This window comes from Pseudoalteromonas sp. H71, assembly GCF_001468485.1.
Classification (GTDB): domain Bacteria; phylum Pseudomonadota; class Gammaproteobacteria; order Enterobacterales; family Alteromonadaceae; genus Pseudoalteromonas.
This window is the reverse complement of sequence record NZ_LODI01000024.1, coordinates 147,515-164,736: the sequence shown is the minus strand read 5'-3', so window position 1 is coordinate 164,736 and position 17,222 is coordinate 147,515. Positions and strand designations below refer to the sequence as shown.

Genomic DNA, 17,222 nt, shown 5'->3' with positions numbered 1-17,222 from the left:
AAATAGCGCTTTGCGGTAATTTAACACACTATTGAGGGCAATATTTATATGGCAGCTTTAAGTTGGATAGCGGTATAATAGATGGCTTAAAATAACTAGGGTAGATTTGTGTGAATCGTCGTAAAAAAATAGTCACTAAATTTCAAAAGAAAGACAAACGCGCTAACGCTAAATTACATAAAAGTAATAAGCCTGCGTATGTGTCAAAAGCTGATCGAGAAAAGCTTGAGCAGCAAAATTCAGTAACTCAAAGCGATGATAACCAAGAGCAGGAATAACCGACTCTTGGTTATAGATATAAAATCACATTAAAATGCGACACTCATCCCAATATTAAACGAGCGCCCCTGCCCTGCGAGCTGTTCAAAACCAGTACTTTCGCCTTTTTTAAGCTGCGCAATGCTCACACCACCAAGCGGTAGCTGATAGTATTCATCAAATATATTATTCACATGTGCACTTAACGTTAAGTCGCCCCATGACGCTTTTGAGCCTAAATTGACAATATTATAGCTGTCGGTTTGGTTTTCGAATCGAGTGGTATCTACGCGTGTTTTAGTATCATTCCATAGCCACGATAAGGTATTTTCAAAGCGGCCCAGTTGTTGGCTTATTTCAAGCTTAGTGTGCAGTGGTTTTATTTGATAAAGCGGCTGGTTTGTATCATTTCGCTTTGCGCGCGTATTGGTAATATTGGCATTTAATTGCCAATTACCGAGTGCTTTAGATTCATGTATATTCGCGGTTAAATCTAATTTAACGCCATACAATACCGCATCTGTATTTGTAAATTTAAGTATATTGCGTGTCGTATTTTCTAAGCCAAATCGATTAAACGACCTGACGATGTCTGCATCAATGTAGTCGGTTGTATCGGTATACCAAATGTTAGCACTAACCCGCCAGTCGTCGTTTTGAGCCGATTTAATATAAGTAGAGCTTACTGTATGCGCAGTTTCCACCGCTAAATTTGGATTACCTATATAGCCATTGCCATCGCCGTACCAACCAATCATGGTAGTTGCCATATTGCTTCCCCCCCAACTGTATCGCTCATACAAATTAGGCGCTCTATTTTTACGAGCAAGACCCAGTTGTAACTCTTCATTGGGGGTAAGTTGGTAATTAAGTAAAACACTTATATCAACCACCGTATCTGATTTATTGTGCTCAATGGCATTAAAAGCAGCAGCGGCATTTGCGTTATTCGGCTGCATTGTCATGGCGTTCATATTCATCATTGCCATGCCTTCATTGTAAGGCTGAACATCGTCAGCACGTGTCTTTACATGTTCAACACGTATACCTGAATTTAACCACAACTTAGTATTTATTTGGCTCTCATACTCTGCAAATGCTGCAATACGCTTACGCTGACCATTATTTATATTAATGTAATCGTTAGGCCCCATCATGGCGGAACCTTCAACAGCAGACCACCAATCATCAATTCGGTTATCATAAAATGCCTGTCCTAGTAATAGACTACTATTACTATTTAAGTTTAAACGCCATTTTAATTGTGAGCTTATATCTCGCGCATCAGTGCTCATTGGCATCATGCCGGTTTTTTCTGGGCTAAAAAAACCCATATCGTGTTTTACATCATGCCAGTTAAGCTGCGCCTCCAACTCACTGCTTATAAATACATGTTTATACTGTGCAATAGCGCCAAAACTTGTGTTATCAGTCATATCCATATACTGATTGGCGAAGCCCTGATAAGGTATTTTTTGGTGGGTTAACTTAACAACAAGCTGTTGATTTTTATCTCGTATCGCTGCAGAAAGCGCATGGTTTTGAACGCGATATAAAGTATCAAATACTAAATTTCCATTTCCGTCTTCATAACTTTTAGCATCACTAAATGCACCTTGGTAATTAAAGCTCAAGTTATCACTTGTTATACGTGCCCCAACGCCCACTTTTCGTGCATTATTTACGCTGTTGTATTGAGCCGATACATAACCCGAATGCCACCCTAGGTCACTACTGTCGCTGTACTGTGGTGAAATAGAATTAACGCTTATTACACCAGCAATATTATCGCCACCGGCACTCACCGCAGATATACCCGCAATAACATGATAAGCGGTAATTTGATTAGCAGAAACATACGAAAGTGGTGGGTTCATATGATTAGCACATGCAGCGGTTACATCTGCGCCATCTACTAATACTTTTACTCTATCGCCCATCAGGCCATTTAAAATAGGTAAGTTTGACACCCCACCCGAAGCAGAAAAGTCTACCCCTAAGTTGGTTAATAATGACTCTGCTGAGCCAAGTGCAAGATGTTTATTTTGCGAATGTCCCTGAACCTCAATAACTTCTAAGGAGGTGTCGTCTGCAAAAACTACAGGAGAAAATATACTGCTTATAAATAAAGCCAAGGGAGTTAATAAATGTGTGTTTGGAGTCGTGCTTAAATCTGCCATTTTATAATTATGCCACTGTAATAGTTGAACTAATTATAATTCGTGTAGCCATATTAAAAGCGCGACAAATTGTCGCACTTTACTCATTTTATATTAAATACGACGGCGTTATTCATCATCAAAAATATCTTCTATTTTTAATTCAAATAACCGCGCTGCTTTAAACGCCAAAGGTAAACTGGGATCAAACTTGCCTTTTTCTATTGCGTTAATAGTTTGGCGTGATACATCTAATAATTCTGCTAGTTTGGCTTGTGTTAAATTTCGTTCAGCCCTGAGTACTTTTAAGCGGTTTTTCATTCGTCGCCCTCATCACAGCTGTAGCGTTTGTTAAGTATGTAGGTACTAATTAAATAAACCGCGCCCATTAAAAACATTATGTCTGGTATGTCAGCTCGCACTTCGATAATGCCACTTAGCTGCAAATTACTATATGCAAGCCCGCCAACCACAACCGCCCCAAGCGTAAAGCCCATTGCGCTTAAATGTATTTTTTGTTGTAACTCATCAAGCCCTTGTAAATTGCGCTTATTGGCTATAATCATAGCAATACCCACTACAACATTTACGACAATAAAAAAGCCACTCACCACGTTATTATGCTCCCAAATTAAAACAGGTCCAAACGAACATAGCGCCAACGACAGTAACCAGATAAGCGTCCATTTAGCTAAATTAGTGGTGTTTATTTTTTGGCGCTGTTTTAACGTTAATTGTGTTTGCATTTTTTAACCCTCTTAAAAAGTAAAGTTCACTTTACTATATTTGTACAAAAACAGCCCCAAGTCAAACAAGCTTTACATAAAGATTGGTTTTAATGACATTACAATGTGTTACAAATCTCTAGTGAAATGTTTCCAGCAGTACTTCTAAAAAGATAAAAATAACAATAGAATAACGTTATTAAATATTAAGTAACAAGTAGCTATGGTATTTAATAAATACTCTAAAAATTAAGGATATAAAATGTTAATTACAAGGCTTATAGTTTTATGCTTATTGTTATTAAGCTTTAACTCATATAGTAAAAATACGTTAGAAGATTTTTTTGATAAAAGCGGATACGTTCAGGTTAAAATCTCACCTAGTGGTAAATATTATTCAATCACTTACAGAGAAGATACTGAAGTAAAGCTGGTTATTCTTGAAAGGGAATCAGGAAAAACAACGGCCGCATTTGCATTTGGCGAAAATCAAAAAATACGTAATGTTACTTGGTTAAATGACGAAAGATTTATGATGTCAGTAGCTAAAACAGTCGGCTTTTTAGATACCAAAGGTGGGCGCCCATATTATGTTGTTGCAAATTACGATGGCTCTAAAAGGCGTGAAATTTTATTTTCAAACACGTCCATTTTAAAAGTCATTAGCACCCTTCCAAATGATAAAGAAAACATTTTAATCACCAAAGGTCACTTTAATGATGATTTTGCTGTTAATGTTCATAAATTAAATATTTATAACGGAAAAGTGGATTATGTAGCCGGCCAACCCAAAGACGACGTATTTGGTATAACTACCGATATTTCGGGTAACCCTAGATTGGCATTTCGTTATGAAGAAGATGAAGTTCAAGAGCTTGGCAAAGGCGATTTAAGTGTTTATTTTAAGAAAAAAGCGAACAGTAATTGGCTGTCTTTAAACCTTAATAAACTAAGCTACGAGAAAGGAGATGCGCTAGGTTTTTTAGGTATGAACCTAGAGGGTAACGAGGCCTTTTTAATGAGTGACTCGGGCAGAAAAACTACTGCTATTTACAGCCTTAACTTTGAAAATGAAGAACTGACCCTTTTAGCGGCAAATGACAATGTTGATATTTCAACGGCAATATTTGGCCCTAACGGAGATGTTATAGGGGCTACGTTTGACCCTGATTACCCTCAATATCAATACTTTGATGCAAAGGGTGAAAATGCAATATTTAAAGAGCTAAGTGATACATTTAAAAATTATCGATTACAATTTACAAGCCACTCTAAAGAAAAAGGCCTTTCTGTGTTTTCTGTAGAAGCAGACAATTCGCCAACTACCTTTTACTTGTACGATACTAAAAATAAAAAAGCGACTTTTATTGCCTCAAGCGCTCCTCAGATAGATAAAAAAAGTCTTTCTATGACGGAACCTTTTAGAATAAAAGCAAGAGATGGCGTTGACCTAAACGGCTATTTAACCATACCAAAAGGGGCTGCTGATAAAAACTTACCTGCAATTGTATACTTGCATGGCGGCCCGCATGGACCTAGAGATTTATGGGAGTACAACCCTGAAACTCAGTACATGGCTTCATTAGGTTACGCTGTGCTTCAAGTAAACTTTAGAGGATCTGGTGGCTATGGCAGCGAATTTCAGAAGAGTGGTTATAAAAAATGGGGGCGCGAAATGCAAGACGACGTCACCGATGCCACTCATTGGGCTATTAATGAGGGAATAATAGATAAAGATAGAATATGTATCTACGGCGCTAGTTACGGTGGTTACGCTACATTAATGGGCGTTATTAGGGAGCCAGATCTGTACAAGTGTGCAATTGGTTATGTAGGCGTATACTCACTACCAGAAATGAAAGAGAGTGGCGATACACCAAAAAGTAAATCAGGTAGAAAATTTCTAGACATGGTTCATGGGACCGACATGCAAGATATGCAAGCTCGCTCTCCTTCATTTAATGTTGATAAGATTAAGGCTAAACTGTTTATTGCCCATGGCGAGGACGATGTAAGGGTTCCTATGGAACAATATGAAGCATTAACATCAGCGCTTGATAAAATAGGCTATCCATATGAGTCAATGGTGAGAGATGAAGGACATGGATTTCATCAACCTAAAAACATCACTGATTTCTACACTAAAATGGCTGAATTTTTTGCAGAAAGTCTAAAATAATACGCTAATAAAATTGTGCCAGCATAAATGCTGGCACTCATTTCCCTCTCCCTACTAAGAAATTTTTTATATGACCTCCACTGTTTTTATTATTCCTCCACCATTTTTTATTACATTCAAAAATAATACCTTTTGACATTAAATAATATAAATCGTATTTATTTAATGTTACCTAATGACTTAACCTCTCGCTTCACTTAAACTAATTACTTCTCGTTTTTCTATATTCATCTCATAAAATTTTTGCATTTATAACCCATTGCATTTTTGGCTTTGGCGTTACTTTTTATATTTAAACATCTAATTCAAAGGGGATTTATGAAGCCTGATGTTACGTCTATATCTAACCAGCTCAATAAAACAGCTATTTTAATTGTGTTGGCGCTAGGCACCTTTATTTTAGGGTTGTCTGAATTTTCGATGATGCCAATGTTACCTCTTATAAGTGAAACATTTGGCACAACGCCTTCTCAAAGTGGTTATGCTATAAGCGCTTATGCTATGGGCGTAGTGGTTGGCGCGCCAGTGTTAATGCTAACAACGGCTAATATGCGAAAACGAAAAGCACTACTGATTTTTTTAAGTTTAATGTGTATTTCTAATGGGCTTAGTGCATTGGCAACGTCGTTAGAGCAGTTAATCATATTTAGGTTTTTGAGTGGACTGCCCCATGGTGCCTATTTTGGCGCTGCCATTTTGCTTGCATCAGATATTGCGCCGCAAGGTAAACGAGCCAGTTTTATGTCAAAAGTATTTATGGGACTAACCATTGCCACTATTGTTGGTGTGCCCATTGTTACGCTGGTAGGCCAAAATTTAAGTTGGCGTTACTGTTTAGCAGGTGCTGCAGTGATAGCTTTTATCGCATTTATTTTAGTTTATAAAGTCGTGCCAAACATAGATAACGCTAAGCCCTCTAACTTATTAAATGAATTTGGCGTGCTAAAAAACAAACTTGTTTGGTCAATTTTAGGTATTGTCATTATTGGTTTTGGTGGTGTATTTTGCATATACACTTATATTGCCGACACAATTTTAGATGTAACAAAAACAGCGCCTTATACTATTTCGGTGGCAATGGTGATGTTTGGCATTGGCTGTACACTGGGTAACTACGTATTAGGAAAAGCCGCTGACAAGTCGGCAATAAAAACCACAGGCTTTGCGCTTGTGTGTACCATTATTTTTGCATTTGCCTATGTTACGGCAAGTTATAATATTTGGGTGCTTTATGTGGTTATTTTTTTCATAGGGTGCAGTGTCGGTTTAGCTACGTTAATTCAAAGCCTTTTAATGGATGTTGCACCTGAGGGGCATGCAATGATAGGCGCATTAGTTCAATGTGCATTTAATACAGCAAATGCAATTGGCCCGTGGGTGGGTGGAATTGCGATTGCCAAAGGCGCTGCACCCAATCAAACTGGCTATGTCGCTGCGGTATTATTTTTAGGTGGCTTAGGAATGTGGTTACTTAGCTATTTACAACTGAATAAGTCGCCAGCTATCAAAACGGTTAACTAATCACTATACCAAAAGAGCGGCTTGTAAGCCGCCCTTTTACATTTACACAAAAAAAAGTTTACGAATCTAACGATGCCATATCAATGACAAAACGATAACGTACGTCTGATTTTTCCATACGTTCGTAAGCGGTGTTAATTTCGTCAATATTGATCATTTCACACTCAGGCAATACATTGTTCTCGCCACAAAAGTCGAGCATTTTCTGTGTTTCTGCTATGCCACCAATGAGTGAACCTGCAACCTGACGTCGCCCCATTAATAAAGGCACCGTATTTAGCTCGTCAACGGGCCCAACCTGACCAACAATAATTAATGCACCATCTATGTCTAATAGCGGTGTATAAATTGATAGGTCGTGTTTCACAGGCACTGTATCGATGATCACATCAAAAGCCGACTGTGATTCTTTCATTTCGTCATCATTTGTTGAAACTAAGTAATGCTGGGCACCAAGTTCAACGGCATCCTCTTGTTTAGATTCGCTTCGACCAATAACAGTAACATCGGCACCCATTGCTACGGCATTTTTAACCGCCATATGCCCTAAGCCACCAAGCCCTACAACTGCAACACGGCTACCTCTTTTAATGCCCCACTTATGAAGAGGTGAATACGTAGTAATACCTGCACATAACAGTGGTGCAACGCGCGAAAGATCTAAACTTTTTGGTATTGAAAGCACAAACTCTTCACGAACTACAACATGCTTAGAGTACCCGCCTTGGGTCATTTCACCGGTTTCTCTGTCTTTACCTGCATAAGTGCCAACCATGCCCTCACGGCAAAATTGCTCTTCATTGTTGTCGCACTGATCGCAGCTTTTACACGAATCAACCATGCAGCCTACGCCAACAGTATCACCTTGTTTATATTTTTTTACGTCGTTGCCGACCGAAATAACTTTACCAACAATTTCATGGCCAGGGATCAGTGGGTATTTTACACCGCCCCAATCATTTCTTACCGCGTGTAAATCTGAATGGCACACACCGCAGTATAAAATTTCAATTTCTACATCGTTATTTCGTAAATCGCGGCGTTCAAACGCAAACTCTGTAAGCTCAGAACCTTGGCTTTGTGCTGCATATCCTACTGTTTTCATAATAACTCCATAGTTGTTTAAAAATTTAAAACGCATTGAGTATTCACTCTATGGGGTGAATACAAACTGAAAAACAGCCACAAAAAAGCCCAAATAGTATTTGGGCTCAATAACATAGCAATGTTTAAAAAATGCTACTTAGTAAGTTCTGCGTTTATTTCATCAATTAAGGTATTAATACGTTCCGCATTTTTTCCTAAATCGCTTCGACCAACGCGTGATTTACTTCTTATATCAACAAAACGTTCACTGCCTTCATCGACAATACGAACGACAACATCGTCTTTAAAGCCAAACCAGGTTGTGGTGTCTGTTGCTTCTATTAAACCAAGTGATTTATTAGCGCTAACTAACTCCCAGCCTAAATTTTTAACTGCTTGCTCGGTTGCTGCCATTAAATCATTTTTCGTTTGTGCAAAGTTAAGTGTTGTTAGTTCTGGGTACGCTTTTCGTTGTTGTACCGCGGTTTCTTCCCCTGCATATTCAACTGGGTTTGGTGCATCAGCACGAAGCGGTGCAATAGCAACAAATTTAGGCGGATTAACTAAATCGGTTGAAATATCATGGATTGGCGGAACACTTTTCGCTTTGTTCATCATGTTAAGCGGCATAGCAATAGCAACCACAGAAAATATAACGGCAATAATAGCACTACCGAATGAAGCGGTTTTACGCATAAATATTAGCTGCACGAGTAACAATACAAGCGCTGCACCCCCTACATATACGCCGTATCTGAAGCCGGTAAAGGCAAGACCTAAATCAACAACGCCAAACTTGTATAAAGGGCCAGGTAATACAACGAGTAAAAAGGCGATTAAACTCACCAAGCTGACTAAAACTTTCATTTGTGTGCTCCATTTTGTGTGTAATTGTTATTTTGTAAACAGCACTTATACTGCTTGTGCTTGATTTTGGTTTACCATTAGCAACTAATTACACAAAAAAGTCCAATGTTGTGCGATCAAAGTTGGTCAGATTAGGAAAAATATCACTCAATTCAGAGGGTGCAACACCAAACCATTGCGCTAACGAAGCAAAGTATTGCTCGTTAGATACGCTTGGAATAAGTCGGCCACCGCCAACGTCTTGCGGTCCATCTAAATGCTGAGTTAAAAAATCACCATAGATATCCCCTCCTTTAACAGCCCCTCCCATTACTAGTTGATTACCCGCCCAACCATGATCGGTGCCATCTCCATTTGAGGTCAACGTTCTGCCAAAATCAGACATTGTAAAGGTCGTTACTTTGTCTGCCATATTTAGCTCTTGCATCGCATTATTGAACTCATTCAAGCTTTGCGCTAATGAGTTTAGTAATAACGGATGCATATCTAATTGGTTATCGTGAGTGTCAAACCCGCCCATTGAAACAAAGAACACTTGGCGCTGTGTTGCTAACGTAGACTGCACACTAATGGCTTTTGCCACTGCAGCCAATTGCTGAGAAACACTTGAATCGCTAAATGTTGTTACTAGCTCAGGGGCAGTTTCTAACGCGTTGTTCATGGTTTGAGTATTGTTAATGGCCGAATTGAAACTTTTTGCATAGGCGTCACTAAGTGGATGCTTAGTATTGTCCATTATGCGGTTCATAATATTAGTTACATGGTCTGTGCGAGGTTGATAACCACCAAATGCATTTATACGGCTAATCCCACTTTTATTTAATGCAAACGCTTTTGTTTGGCTGCCGGTTTGCCACAGGTTGGTTCCATCTAACGACACATTGGCAGCAAACTGGTCTTGCTGATTTAAACGCTCTAACAAACGTGCACCCCAGCCGCTATTGAGCGACTGTTTTTCACGGCCATACATCCAAGAAGCTTGTTGATCATTATGAGAAAATAAGTGTTTAGGCAACGCCACTGCATTATTTTTGTAATCGTTGTAAGTTGTTGGCGCAAGTAAGGTACCTACCCCACCAACAAAAGCTAAATTAGACTCATTAAACACATTTTGAATAGGCGACAGTGATGGATGCAAACCCACACCACCAGCAAACTGGGTGGCAGTATTTAATGTAATTGGCGATGCAACAGCTAAATTTTGTCGGCTTTGCTCATACAAGCTGCGCTGCTCACCCTCAAGGGGCACCAACATGTTGAGTGAGTCATTACCGCCATATAAAAAAATGCATACCAATGCTTTGTAGTCGCCTAGTTCTACCGCATTAACAGACCCGGTAAGCGCTTGTAATTGCAAACTAGTCAGTGCGGCTGCCGATACACCGCCTTTTAAACATAACGATAAAAATTGCCTTCTATTAATGCTCATTATGCCTCTCCTAATACTGCAAATTAAATTCAGGTGAAATAGCAATCATATAAAGTAAATACGATACCCGTTCCCGATATTGATCGTCATCAAAATAGGCATCTAAATCTAATAATGCTTTGCGTGTGTCACTACTCATAGAGCCTGCAAAATACAGTACGTTGTATTGATCGAGTAAGTAGTTAATCCCATTGCTTTGCAAGGTATTCATATCGTTAATGATGTAAACATAAATGCCATTTGGATTTAAATCGGTGTGCGCCTCTGCGGTACTCCACACTAAATCGGCAAAGTGCTCATTCATGGTGCCAATAAGGGTGGCGTCACCCGCTATTTGTAGCTCAGGAGCCACTAATGCATCTGCTCGCAACTGAGCAGGCTGGTAGTCAGGTCTAAAAAAGTTAAACACCGAACTCGACTGCATAGGCCCTTGCCCATATCGGTCAACTAAATTCCATGTTTTGTAAAAACCTTCGGGTGACTTCGCGTTTAAGTTTCGCCAAAATTGGACTGTTTTAAGAAGCGGTTCTTTTATTTTCCCTTGGTAGTTTAATACGCTGCCATAATGGCGAGCTTCATCATCTAAATAAATAGCTTTGACTACTGCAGCTAAATCCCCTCTTACGCCTTCGCCATTATCATTAAACACGCTGGCAATTCGCTCTACATATTGCGGTGTAGGGTTTGATGTAATAAGTCGTTGTATTAGCTGCTTACTAATAAACGGCGCTACATTTTGATGATTAAATAAATTATCAAGCGCTAGTTGTAAGGACTCTTGCGCTCCATATCCTTGGGGAATAACGTCGCCGTTTAATAGCGTTTTTTGCTTTTGTGAATGGTACTCTTCAAATGCTTGCATGGGCGCAACATAATCGCGACTTTTGCGCTTAAATGTTTCGCTGCCTGCAAATGTCCACCCTGTAAATACACGAGCAAAGCCTTCTATTTCTGCTTGGCCATACGTTGCAATGGTATTACCGTTAGCGTCTAATTTTACAGTGCCATCTTGGTTTAGCTCATCAAGCCCGNTAGTAAATAACTGCATAACCTCACGGGCATAGTTTTCATCTGGACGAATATTTAGGGTCTCATCGGCCTTTTCGTTGCCCAAATGACTAAGGTAAGTTCCCATAATTGGCGATAACGTTATCGCCTCAAGTAAATCACGAAAATTACCAAATGCATGCGTTATCAGTAAATCGTAATATGTCACCATGCCCTCAGGCTGAGAGCGTAAATCGTTATTAAGATCAGACACAACGAGTATTTCACTCAGCGCAAAAGCGACGCGCTGGCGCAATTGGTCGTCGCTTTGCATGACAGCTTTCCACCACGCGTCTATTCGGCTTATATATCTAAAATCTTCATCGTCATTAGTAAACACCATATAGTCACGATGATAGTTAATGGGCAGTGCTAGTTGAGCATCGAGCCATTGCAGCTCACTTTGCCCTTGCGCACGTTGTATTTCTGAAAGCGTTGGCCCCATGCTTCCTTGATGCAACAACCGCGCTGCAGAAAATGTATCCATACTATTGCGGGCAAAAAAGTTAACCGTTTTAACGGTGGTGGCGCCTTCGTTATCGGTCGCGGTAACATTAAACGCGTATTCTAAAGGGGTGTAAGTTGATGCATCAGCCAATTTAACGCTAACTGAGCTTGCGTTTACTGGCTCATTTAATACAACAGGCCCCGAAACTTGCTGCCAAATTACACTGGCGATACTGCCGTCAGCATCGCTGGCTGTTGCTGTTAGATCAATGGTTTGGCTTTTTTTGATATCCCTTGGCACATCAGACAACGTTAGTATGGGGAGCTTATTACCATTAACCGTAGGTGTATCGCTTGAGCCTGAACCGCCGCAGGCACTAAGAAAAAAGACTGAGCTTGCTATCAAAACTAATTTATAATGCATGTTAAATCGCCATGATATTTTGGTTTAAGTAGGTAATTACCGACTTAGTTTATTGCATTAATTGAAACACAAAATTTACATTTTTTCCTTTTATTTTTTGTAATCGAAACTTGACTAACGTTCAAAAATGCACAAACTACGTGGGTTAAACAGCCAGAGACCGCATATGAAAACAGAAATTAGCTATCAGTTTGAATCTTCGCAAGTTGCCAACCGTTTTTTACATGAATTAAAAAACTGGTCCGTGAACGATGTAAAAACACGTCTTTTTAATGGGGGAGATAGCGTAAAAGTAAGCTACGATTACGACGAAACTGGCTTCGATTATACCATTGCCGAGCTTGATGATTTAGCCGAGCAACTTGGAGGAAAAGAAGTTTAGAGTAAAGCAATGTGTATTAAACCTCTTTGCGTTAATAGTAACAACTTATCAGTAGCGATTTGATTAAATTGATTTAATTAAAGCTCTATTTCGTCCGGTATTTTTGGCTTCGTACAGCATAACGTCTGCGTTTTTAATTAATAGCTTAGCGGTTACTTTTTCATTATCCATAGCTTTTGCAGTTGCAAAAGCACAACCTACACTAACAGTTAAAACGTTACTGACTTTAGAGCCTTTATGAGCTAGGTTTAGCGCCTTTACATTTAGCAGCAGTTGTTGAGATATTGCTTCAAATTGCTCAACCGATAACTGATTAAACAGTATTATAAACTCCTCACCTCCATAGCGCGCCGCCGCACCATTATTTGATTGGGCGGTCTCTTTTAAAACACGGCAAACTGCTTGCAAAGCACTATCACCCTTTTGGTGACCATAAAAGTCGTTATAAAACTTAAAGTAATCTACATCAATTAGCATTAACCCCAGTGTTGTTTTTTGTCTGTGGGCCTCTTGCCACTGCGTTGTGTAAATCTCTTCAAAAGCACGTCGGTTATAAATTTGTGTTAACTCGTCTATTTTACTAATATTTTCTAGTTGTTCGTTTTGCTTTTTAACCTCTTTTATTAATGAATTAAAACCATTTATAAGCACACGCATTTCTAGAAACTGATTTCTAAAGTGAAGCGGTTGAAGATCGTTTTTAAGCAACATTAAATTGATTGCAGATGCGCCATTAATTAACGGTGTAATAAAAAAGCGGTTAACTATATAAAAGCCAATTAATGAGACAATAAAAAACATTAATAAAATAATTATTAAGTAATTATCAAATAAAATGGGGATACGCTGATGATGATGCTTAATATTCATAAGCAAAATTGGGTTTCCATTTATATCTAATAATGTTCTTTGGCGCTCTGTGGCTATTCCCTCATTTTGAATTCCATCACTGAGAGCTGCCGTTCTTTGTGGTGCGCTGTCTTTGTTTATTAAAGTGTAGCTTAGCTTTACTTGTGCCATCTCGGCCATTTTAGCGAATTGTGACTCCCTTACTTTTTTAATAAAAACAATGCTACCAACAGACTCTCCTGTTTTGTTTGTTCGTTGAATTGCGTGTGATGCAAACATAACAGGACCATGCTCTGTACTCAAAAAACCGTAGCGTTCTGACGTATTTGTTCCATAAGGGAGAATAGTACGGTTAGGTAAATGAGTATTTAAATCAAATTCTGGCAGCTCATAGGGTTGCTCTTGAATGTAATCAAAAGTATGCGCATAAACTTGTTTAAAGTTCATGTCGTAAATAAATACACCATCTATTTTGAGTGATTTAAAGGTATCGTCCACATAATTTGACTCAATATAGTCTTTATTAAAGCTCGTCATGTAATCGTAAGAGTCATCCCACACCGAATAATCGTAATTTAGGGTTTTTAAAAAAACAAACTCTCTGTTTAATGCTATTTCTAGGCTCAATAACTCTCTATTCTGGTAGTCTTTAATGTTTTCATTTATGGTTGGTAACGTAAAAAAGTATCGGTAACTAACCAATAAGCTAGTTACAAAGCACATCAAAATTAGGGTACCTATTATTACAAAAAATCTTAATGTCATTATTAGTGCCTAAAATGTAAGTAGCTAAACGCATTTGCCGCATAGCCCTTATGTATAGTTGTTTAAATGTGCTTAAGTTTTAAATGGTGCCGTTATTAATTTAAAGATGATTCTGGCATTAATGTAATTGGCATAGTACAGCGCATTAGCGTACCAGCGCCCAGTTCGCTTTCTACCTCAATTGAACCATTGTGCTCTTTTAACACGTTGTAAACGATGGCCATCCCCATTCCTGTGCCTTTTCCAACTGGTTTTGTAGTATAAAAGGGCTCAAATATATGACTTTTCGTTTGCTCATCCATGCCGCAGCCATTATCAGCAATTTCAATGTAAATATTTTTTTCGTCTGAAAATAACTTGATGACTATTTTGCCTTGCTTACCATCAACTAAATCACACGCATACTTCGCATTTAGTAATATATTCACAAACACTTGATTAATTGCCGATAAATTACAATAACTTAATGGCAGCTCGTCATAAGTACATTCAACGTCACAACTTTTTAATTGATTAGCTAGTAACTTAATCGCCCCCTTTAAAGATTCAGTAATATCAGCCATAGCAAGTAAGTTATTTTTAGGTCTGGCAAAATTAAGTAAATTATTTACTATTGCCGCAATGCGATGCAGCCCTTCATGCGTGTCGTCTAACAGCTCATCTAAATCTTCTAAAATAAAATCAATGTTAGCTTCATTATCGAGTTTAACGAGTTGCGCTTCTAATTCTGATGCGGATATAGATTTGTCTATAAATTGCTTAGCAACCTGCATTAACGAATGCAGTGTAGGTTTGAAGTACTTAATACTGTCGAGATTACTCATCACGTAGGCAAGTGGATTATTTATTTCATGAGCAACGCCTGCCGATAACGTACCGAGTGTTGCCATTTTATCGGTTTGCATTATGGTCACTTGCTGACTTTTAAGCATGCTCAGCTTTTCTTTTAACTCTTGATTGGCGCAAAATAACTTACGAGTTTTATCTTCCAGTAATACCTCTAGCTTATCTCTCGCTGCTTTTTCACGTAGATACGCTTTTTTATAGTTATAGTTATAGTTATCTTCAACCATTTGAAGCCTCGTATCTGACTTCAATAACGCACTTTTCGCAGCCATCGTGCATACACTCAACATGGTCTAAAACTACATTAACTCCAAAATGTGAAGCTGCACCATAAATCAGCCCTTCAGCACACATACATAGCTGCCGCTTAGAACGGTAATGCATTAAAATAAATCCTTCTTCAACCAGCTTTGCTTCTATCTCTGGCAAATTTGGCTCGTGGTATAACTTAGCGACTTCAACATGAATAACCTTATCAATCCCCATTATTAACTCTGCAAAACTTTCAAAGCCTTCAGCAACTGTTGGGTGACTCCTATTTAAATGACCAAACAAATACTCACCAAATGCTTTTAACACTTCAGGCATGGTCATAGATAACGCTGCTGCAACATCTTGGGCTAGGCCAATTATTTCTTCATCGGGATAACTTTGCGCCGAAATATAAACGCGAGCATCTGGGGCGTTTTTTTCAAGTAAATCATCCCATGCAGCCATTCCACATTTTTCAATAACTAGTGCCTCCAAGCCTCTAAAAATAATACCTTTCATGCTTTATCCTTATTAATTGACCACCACTGTTGTAAATCGGGGAGTAGTTTTAGGTCGTCTATAAAATCGAATTGTTCAAGGTTAAAGTTCAAAGCCTTGTTGCAAAACACATGTTCAATAATAATGTGGATCACCGTTAATGATATGTTTTTTTCTGAGGGTAATTCATCAATTAATTGTGCTTCTACTATGTTTTGATCAAACCCCCAAAGTGATAATAAGTAGGCACTTAAAACAAATTTAGGTACTGCTTGTGTATTTAAATCGGCATTGGTTTTGCTCGTTATAATTAGCTCACCTAAAACACTTAATAACCCGACAGCGCATGCAAGTAATTGAACTTGGCGATCTTGTTTTATAAATTTCGCTAACGATTGCGATAACTCTGCTTTTTTATAACCTTTTTCTATTAATTGGTTAATCGCTTTTTGTTTATTTTTACTGAGTAATTGATGAGATAACTCTGAAAAAACCACAATAGCTCTGAGGTTTATTAAGCCAATACGTACAATGGCTTCTTTTACACTCGATGTGTGGGAATCAAACCCCATGAAGGCCGAGTTGGCAATTTGTAAAACTTTACCGGCAAGTAAAGGATCATGCCTAACATCTTTTTCTAAAATAGAAATATTAGGCTCACCTTTGTTAAGTTCATTGAAGAGGTTTTGCGTTACACCGCCTAAAAATGGCAGCTTTGAAAGTTGGCCTAAAACAACGCGATGTTCACTGCTAATACAAAGTGTTTTTAACACCGTGGCACTATTTATAACACTTTCTAAGTGAGACTGAGTAAACGGCTTAACAAGATGAAAATGAATTACGTTATTTAACTGGAGCTGATAATTACCGCTCATATCACCTGTAAGTAGGCACCTAAGCGCAGAAGGACAGAGTTCTTTGGCTTGTTCGAGCACATTTTTGCCTGTTGGAAGCTGCATCATCGAATCGCAAAAAATGATATCAGGTAAGGCGTTGTTATTTATTTGCTGTTCAAATTGAGTGGCAACTTGAACACTCGACACGTCTGCGCTGGGGCATAAACGGTTAAGTGTGCGTTTTAACGCACGTAACAGCAGTTCGTCGTCATCAATAATGAGAATATTGATTTTTAAATCATGCATCTACTACACCTAAAGCTATAACGTACTAGTTTATAGCTAAAGCGTAGTATAAATTTATCAATACCCCTAGTTTCAAAGGCGCTAATTAGTAAAAAGTAAACACATGGTTTTATTCATGATATTTACGGATCATCGCCACTTTACCGTTTTCAACCTCTATTACTTCCATCATTATTGAGGTGTACTCTATTGGCTGTTTGTTTTGTGGGTGAATGCCTTTAGCGTGGTTTTTATAACGAATCGCAAAACCGCTATCATTAAATATAAAGGTATTGAGTAGCTCACTTTCATAGTGGGTATGCGCGCCTAAATAAAAGCTCATGCCTTTGCGCATTAATTCTTTCCC

At 38.5% G+C, this 17,222-nt stretch carries 15 protein-coding genes and 2 pseudogenes; 4 read left to right on the top strand and 13 right to left on the bottom strand.

The window, feature by feature from the left end:
* Nucleotides 1–110: 110 nt before the first annotated feature.
* Nucleotides 111–278, top strand: coding sequence for a DUF2986 domain-containing protein (locus ATS71_RS18465; protein WP_082653622.1), 168 nt, complete (start codon nt 111–113; stop codon nt 276–278).
* Nucleotides 279–308: 30 nt separating this feature from the next.
* Here ATS71_RS18465 and ATS71_RS11970 read toward each other — a convergent pair whose 3' ends face one another.
* The 3 genes from ATS71_RS11970 to ATS71_RS11960 form a co-directional block, all read right to left on the bottom strand.
* Nucleotides 309–2,438 (bottom strand): TonB-dependent receptor plug domain-containing protein, encoded by a 2,130-nt coding sequence (locus tag ATS71_RS11970; protein ID WP_058405028.1) that lies wholly within the window; start codon nt 2,436–2,438, stop codon nt 309–311.
* 108 nt (nt 2,439–2,546) lie between these two features.
* Nucleotides 2,547–2,738, bottom strand: coding sequence for a helix-turn-helix transcriptional regulator (locus ATS71_RS11965; RefSeq protein WP_008132333.1), 192 nt, complete (start codon nt 2,736–2,738; stop codon nt 2,547–2,549).
* Nucleotides 2,735–3,163, bottom strand: coding sequence for a hypothetical protein (locus tag ATS71_RS11960; RefSeq protein WP_058405027.1), 429 nt, complete (start codon nt 3,161–3,163; stop codon nt 2,735–2,737). The genes ATS71_RS11965 and ATS71_RS11960 overlap by 4 nt, the downstream gene beginning before the upstream one ends.
* A 241-nt stretch (nt 3,164–3,404) precedes the next feature.
* Here ATS71_RS11960 and ATS71_RS11955 point away from each other — a divergent pair, with 241 nt between their 5' ends.
* Both ATS71_RS11955 and ATS71_RS11950 read left to right on the top strand, forming a co-directional pair.
* On the top strand, nt 3,405–5,321 hold the full coding sequence (locus tag ATS71_RS11955; RefSeq protein ID WP_058405026.1) for an alpha/beta hydrolase family protein: 1,917 nt from the start codon (nt 3,405–3,407) through the stop codon (nt 5,319–5,321).
* A 318-nt stretch (nt 5,322–5,639) separates the two neighbouring features.
* Nucleotides 5,640–6,842 (top strand): MFS transporter, encoded by a 1,203-nt coding sequence (locus ATS71_RS11950; RefSeq protein ID WP_058405025.1) that lies wholly within the window; start codon nt 5,640–5,642, stop codon nt 6,840–6,842.
* 58 nt (nt 6,843–6,900) lie between these two features.
* On the opposite strand, the gene ATS71_RS11945 is transcribed toward ATS71_RS11950, so the two are convergent.
* The 5 genes and pseudogenes from ATS71_RS11945 to ATS71_RS19085 all read right to left on the bottom strand — a co-directional run.
* Nucleotides 6,901–7,947: an NAD(P)-dependent alcohol dehydrogenase gene (locus ATS71_RS11945; protein WP_058405024.1), complete on the bottom strand. Its 1,047-nt coding sequence runs from the start codon at nt 7,945–7,947 to the stop codon at nt 6,901–6,903.
* Between the two features lie 134 nt (nt 7,948–8,081).
* On the bottom strand, nt 8,082–8,795 hold the full coding sequence (locus tag ATS71_RS11940; RefSeq protein WP_058405023.1) for a DUF1499 domain-containing protein: 714 nt from the start codon (nt 8,793–8,795) through the stop codon (nt 8,082–8,084).
* 88 nt (nt 8,796–8,883) lie between these two features.
* Nucleotides 8,884–10,224, bottom strand: a complete 1,341-nt coding sequence (locus tag ATS71_RS11935; RefSeq protein ID WP_058405022.1) for a DUF1501 domain-containing protein — start codon at nt 10,222–10,224, stop codon at nt 8,884–8,886.
* Between the two features lie 10 nt (nt 10,225–10,234).
* A pseudogene (locus ATS71_RS19090) lies at nt 10,235–11,255 on the bottom strand (DUF1800 family protein); the annotation flags it as partial.
* Nucleotide 11,256: 1 nt separating this feature from the next.
* On the bottom strand, nt 11,257–12,142 hold an 886-nt coding region (locus ATS71_RS19085; RefSeq protein WP_235591478.1), incomplete at its 3' end, for a DUF1800 family protein.
* Between the two features lie 166 nt (nt 12,143–12,308).
* Here ATS71_RS19085 and ATS71_RS11925 point away from each other — a divergent pair.
* Nucleotides 12,309–12,524: a hypothetical protein gene (locus ATS71_RS11925; RefSeq protein ID WP_058405020.1), complete on the top strand. Its 216-nt coding sequence runs from the start codon at nt 12,309–12,311 to the stop codon at nt 12,522–12,524.
* A gap of 63 nt (nt 12,525–12,587) precedes the next feature.
* Here the strand turns inward: ATS71_RS11925 and ATS71_RS11920 are convergent, their stop codons facing one another.
* The 5 genes and pseudogenes from ATS71_RS11920 to ATS71_RS19080 all read right to left on the bottom strand — a co-directional run.
* On the bottom strand, nt 12,588–14,138 hold the full coding sequence (locus ATS71_RS11920) for a sensor domain-containing diguanylate cyclase (RefSeq protein ID WP_082653621.1): 1,551 nt from the start codon (nt 14,136–14,138) through the stop codon (nt 12,588–12,590).
* Nucleotides 14,139–14,233: 95 nt separating this feature from the next.
* Nucleotides 14,234–15,211 (bottom strand): sensor histidine kinase, encoded by a 978-nt coding sequence (locus ATS71_RS11915; RefSeq protein WP_058405019.1) that lies wholly within the window; start codon nt 15,209–15,211, stop codon nt 14,234–14,236.
* A complete protein-coding gene (locus ATS71_RS11910) occupies nt 15,204–15,755 on the bottom strand; it encodes a heme NO-binding domain-containing protein (RefSeq protein WP_058405018.1) in 552 nt (183 codons plus the stop codon). The genes ATS71_RS11915 and ATS71_RS11910 overlap by 8 nt, the downstream gene beginning before the upstream one ends.
* Nucleotides 15,752–16,876: an HDOD domain-containing protein gene (locus tag ATS71_RS11905; RefSeq protein WP_058405017.1), complete on the bottom strand. Its 1,125-nt coding sequence runs from the start codon at nt 16,874–16,876 to the stop codon at nt 15,752–15,754. The genes ATS71_RS11910 and ATS71_RS11905 overlap by 4 nt, the downstream gene beginning before the upstream one ends.
* Before the next feature lie 109 nt (nt 16,877–16,985).
* Nucleotides 16,986–17,222 (bottom strand): annotated as a pseudogene (locus ATS71_RS19080) (nuclear transport factor 2 family protein); the annotation flags it as partial.

Excerpts from the sequence above, each read along its gene's own strand:
- ATS71_RS11970 (WP_058405028.1), bottom strand. The coding sequence starts at position 2,438 with ATGGCAGATTTAAGCACGACTCCAAACACACATTTATTAACTCCCTTG.
- ATS71_RS11965 (WP_008132333.1), bottom strand. The coding sequence starts at position 2,738 with ATGAAAAACCGCTTAAAAGTACTCAGGGCTGAACGAAATTTAACACAA.
- ATS71_RS11960 (WP_058405027.1), bottom strand. The coding sequence starts at position 3,163 with ATGCAAACACAATTAACGTTAAAACAGCGCCAAAAAATAAACACCACT.
- ATS71_RS11955 (WP_058405026.1), top strand. The coding sequence starts at position 3,405 with ATGTTAATTACAAGGCTTATAGTTTTATGCTTATTGTTATTAAGCTTT.
- ATS71_RS11950 (WP_058405025.1), top strand. The coding sequence starts at position 5,640 with ATGAAGCCTGATGTTACGTCTATATCTAACCAGCTCAATAAAACAGCT.
- ATS71_RS11945 (WP_058405024.1), bottom strand. The coding sequence starts at position 7,947 with ATGAAAACAGTAGGATATGCAGCACAAAGCCAAGGTTCTGAGCTTACA.
- ATS71_RS11940 (WP_058405023.1), bottom strand. The coding sequence starts at position 8,795 with ATGAAAGTTTTAGTCAGCTTGGTGAGTTTAATCGCCTTTTTACTCGTT.
- ATS71_RS11935 (WP_058405022.1), bottom strand. The coding sequence starts at position 10,224 with ATGAGCATTAATAGAAGGCAATTTTTATCGTTATGTTTAAAAGGCGGT.
- ATS71_RS11925 (WP_058405020.1), top strand. The coding sequence starts at position 12,309 with ATGAAAACAGAAATTAGCTATCAGTTTGAATCTTCGCAAGTTGCCAAC.
- ATS71_RS11920 (WP_082653621.1), bottom strand. The coding sequence starts at position 14,138 with ATGACATTAAGATTTTTTGTAATAATAGGTACCCTAATTTTGATGTGC.
- ATS71_RS11915 (WP_058405019.1), bottom strand. The coding sequence starts at position 15,211 with ATGGTTGAAGATAACTATAACTATAACTATAAAAAAGCGTATCTACGT.
- ATS71_RS11910 (WP_058405018.1), bottom strand. The coding sequence starts at position 15,755 with ATGAAAGGTATTATTTTTAGAGGCTTGGAGGCACTAGTTATTGAAAAA.
- ATS71_RS11905 (WP_058405017.1), bottom strand. The coding sequence starts at position 16,876 with ATGCATGATTTAAAAATCAATATTCTCATTATTGATGACGACGAACTG.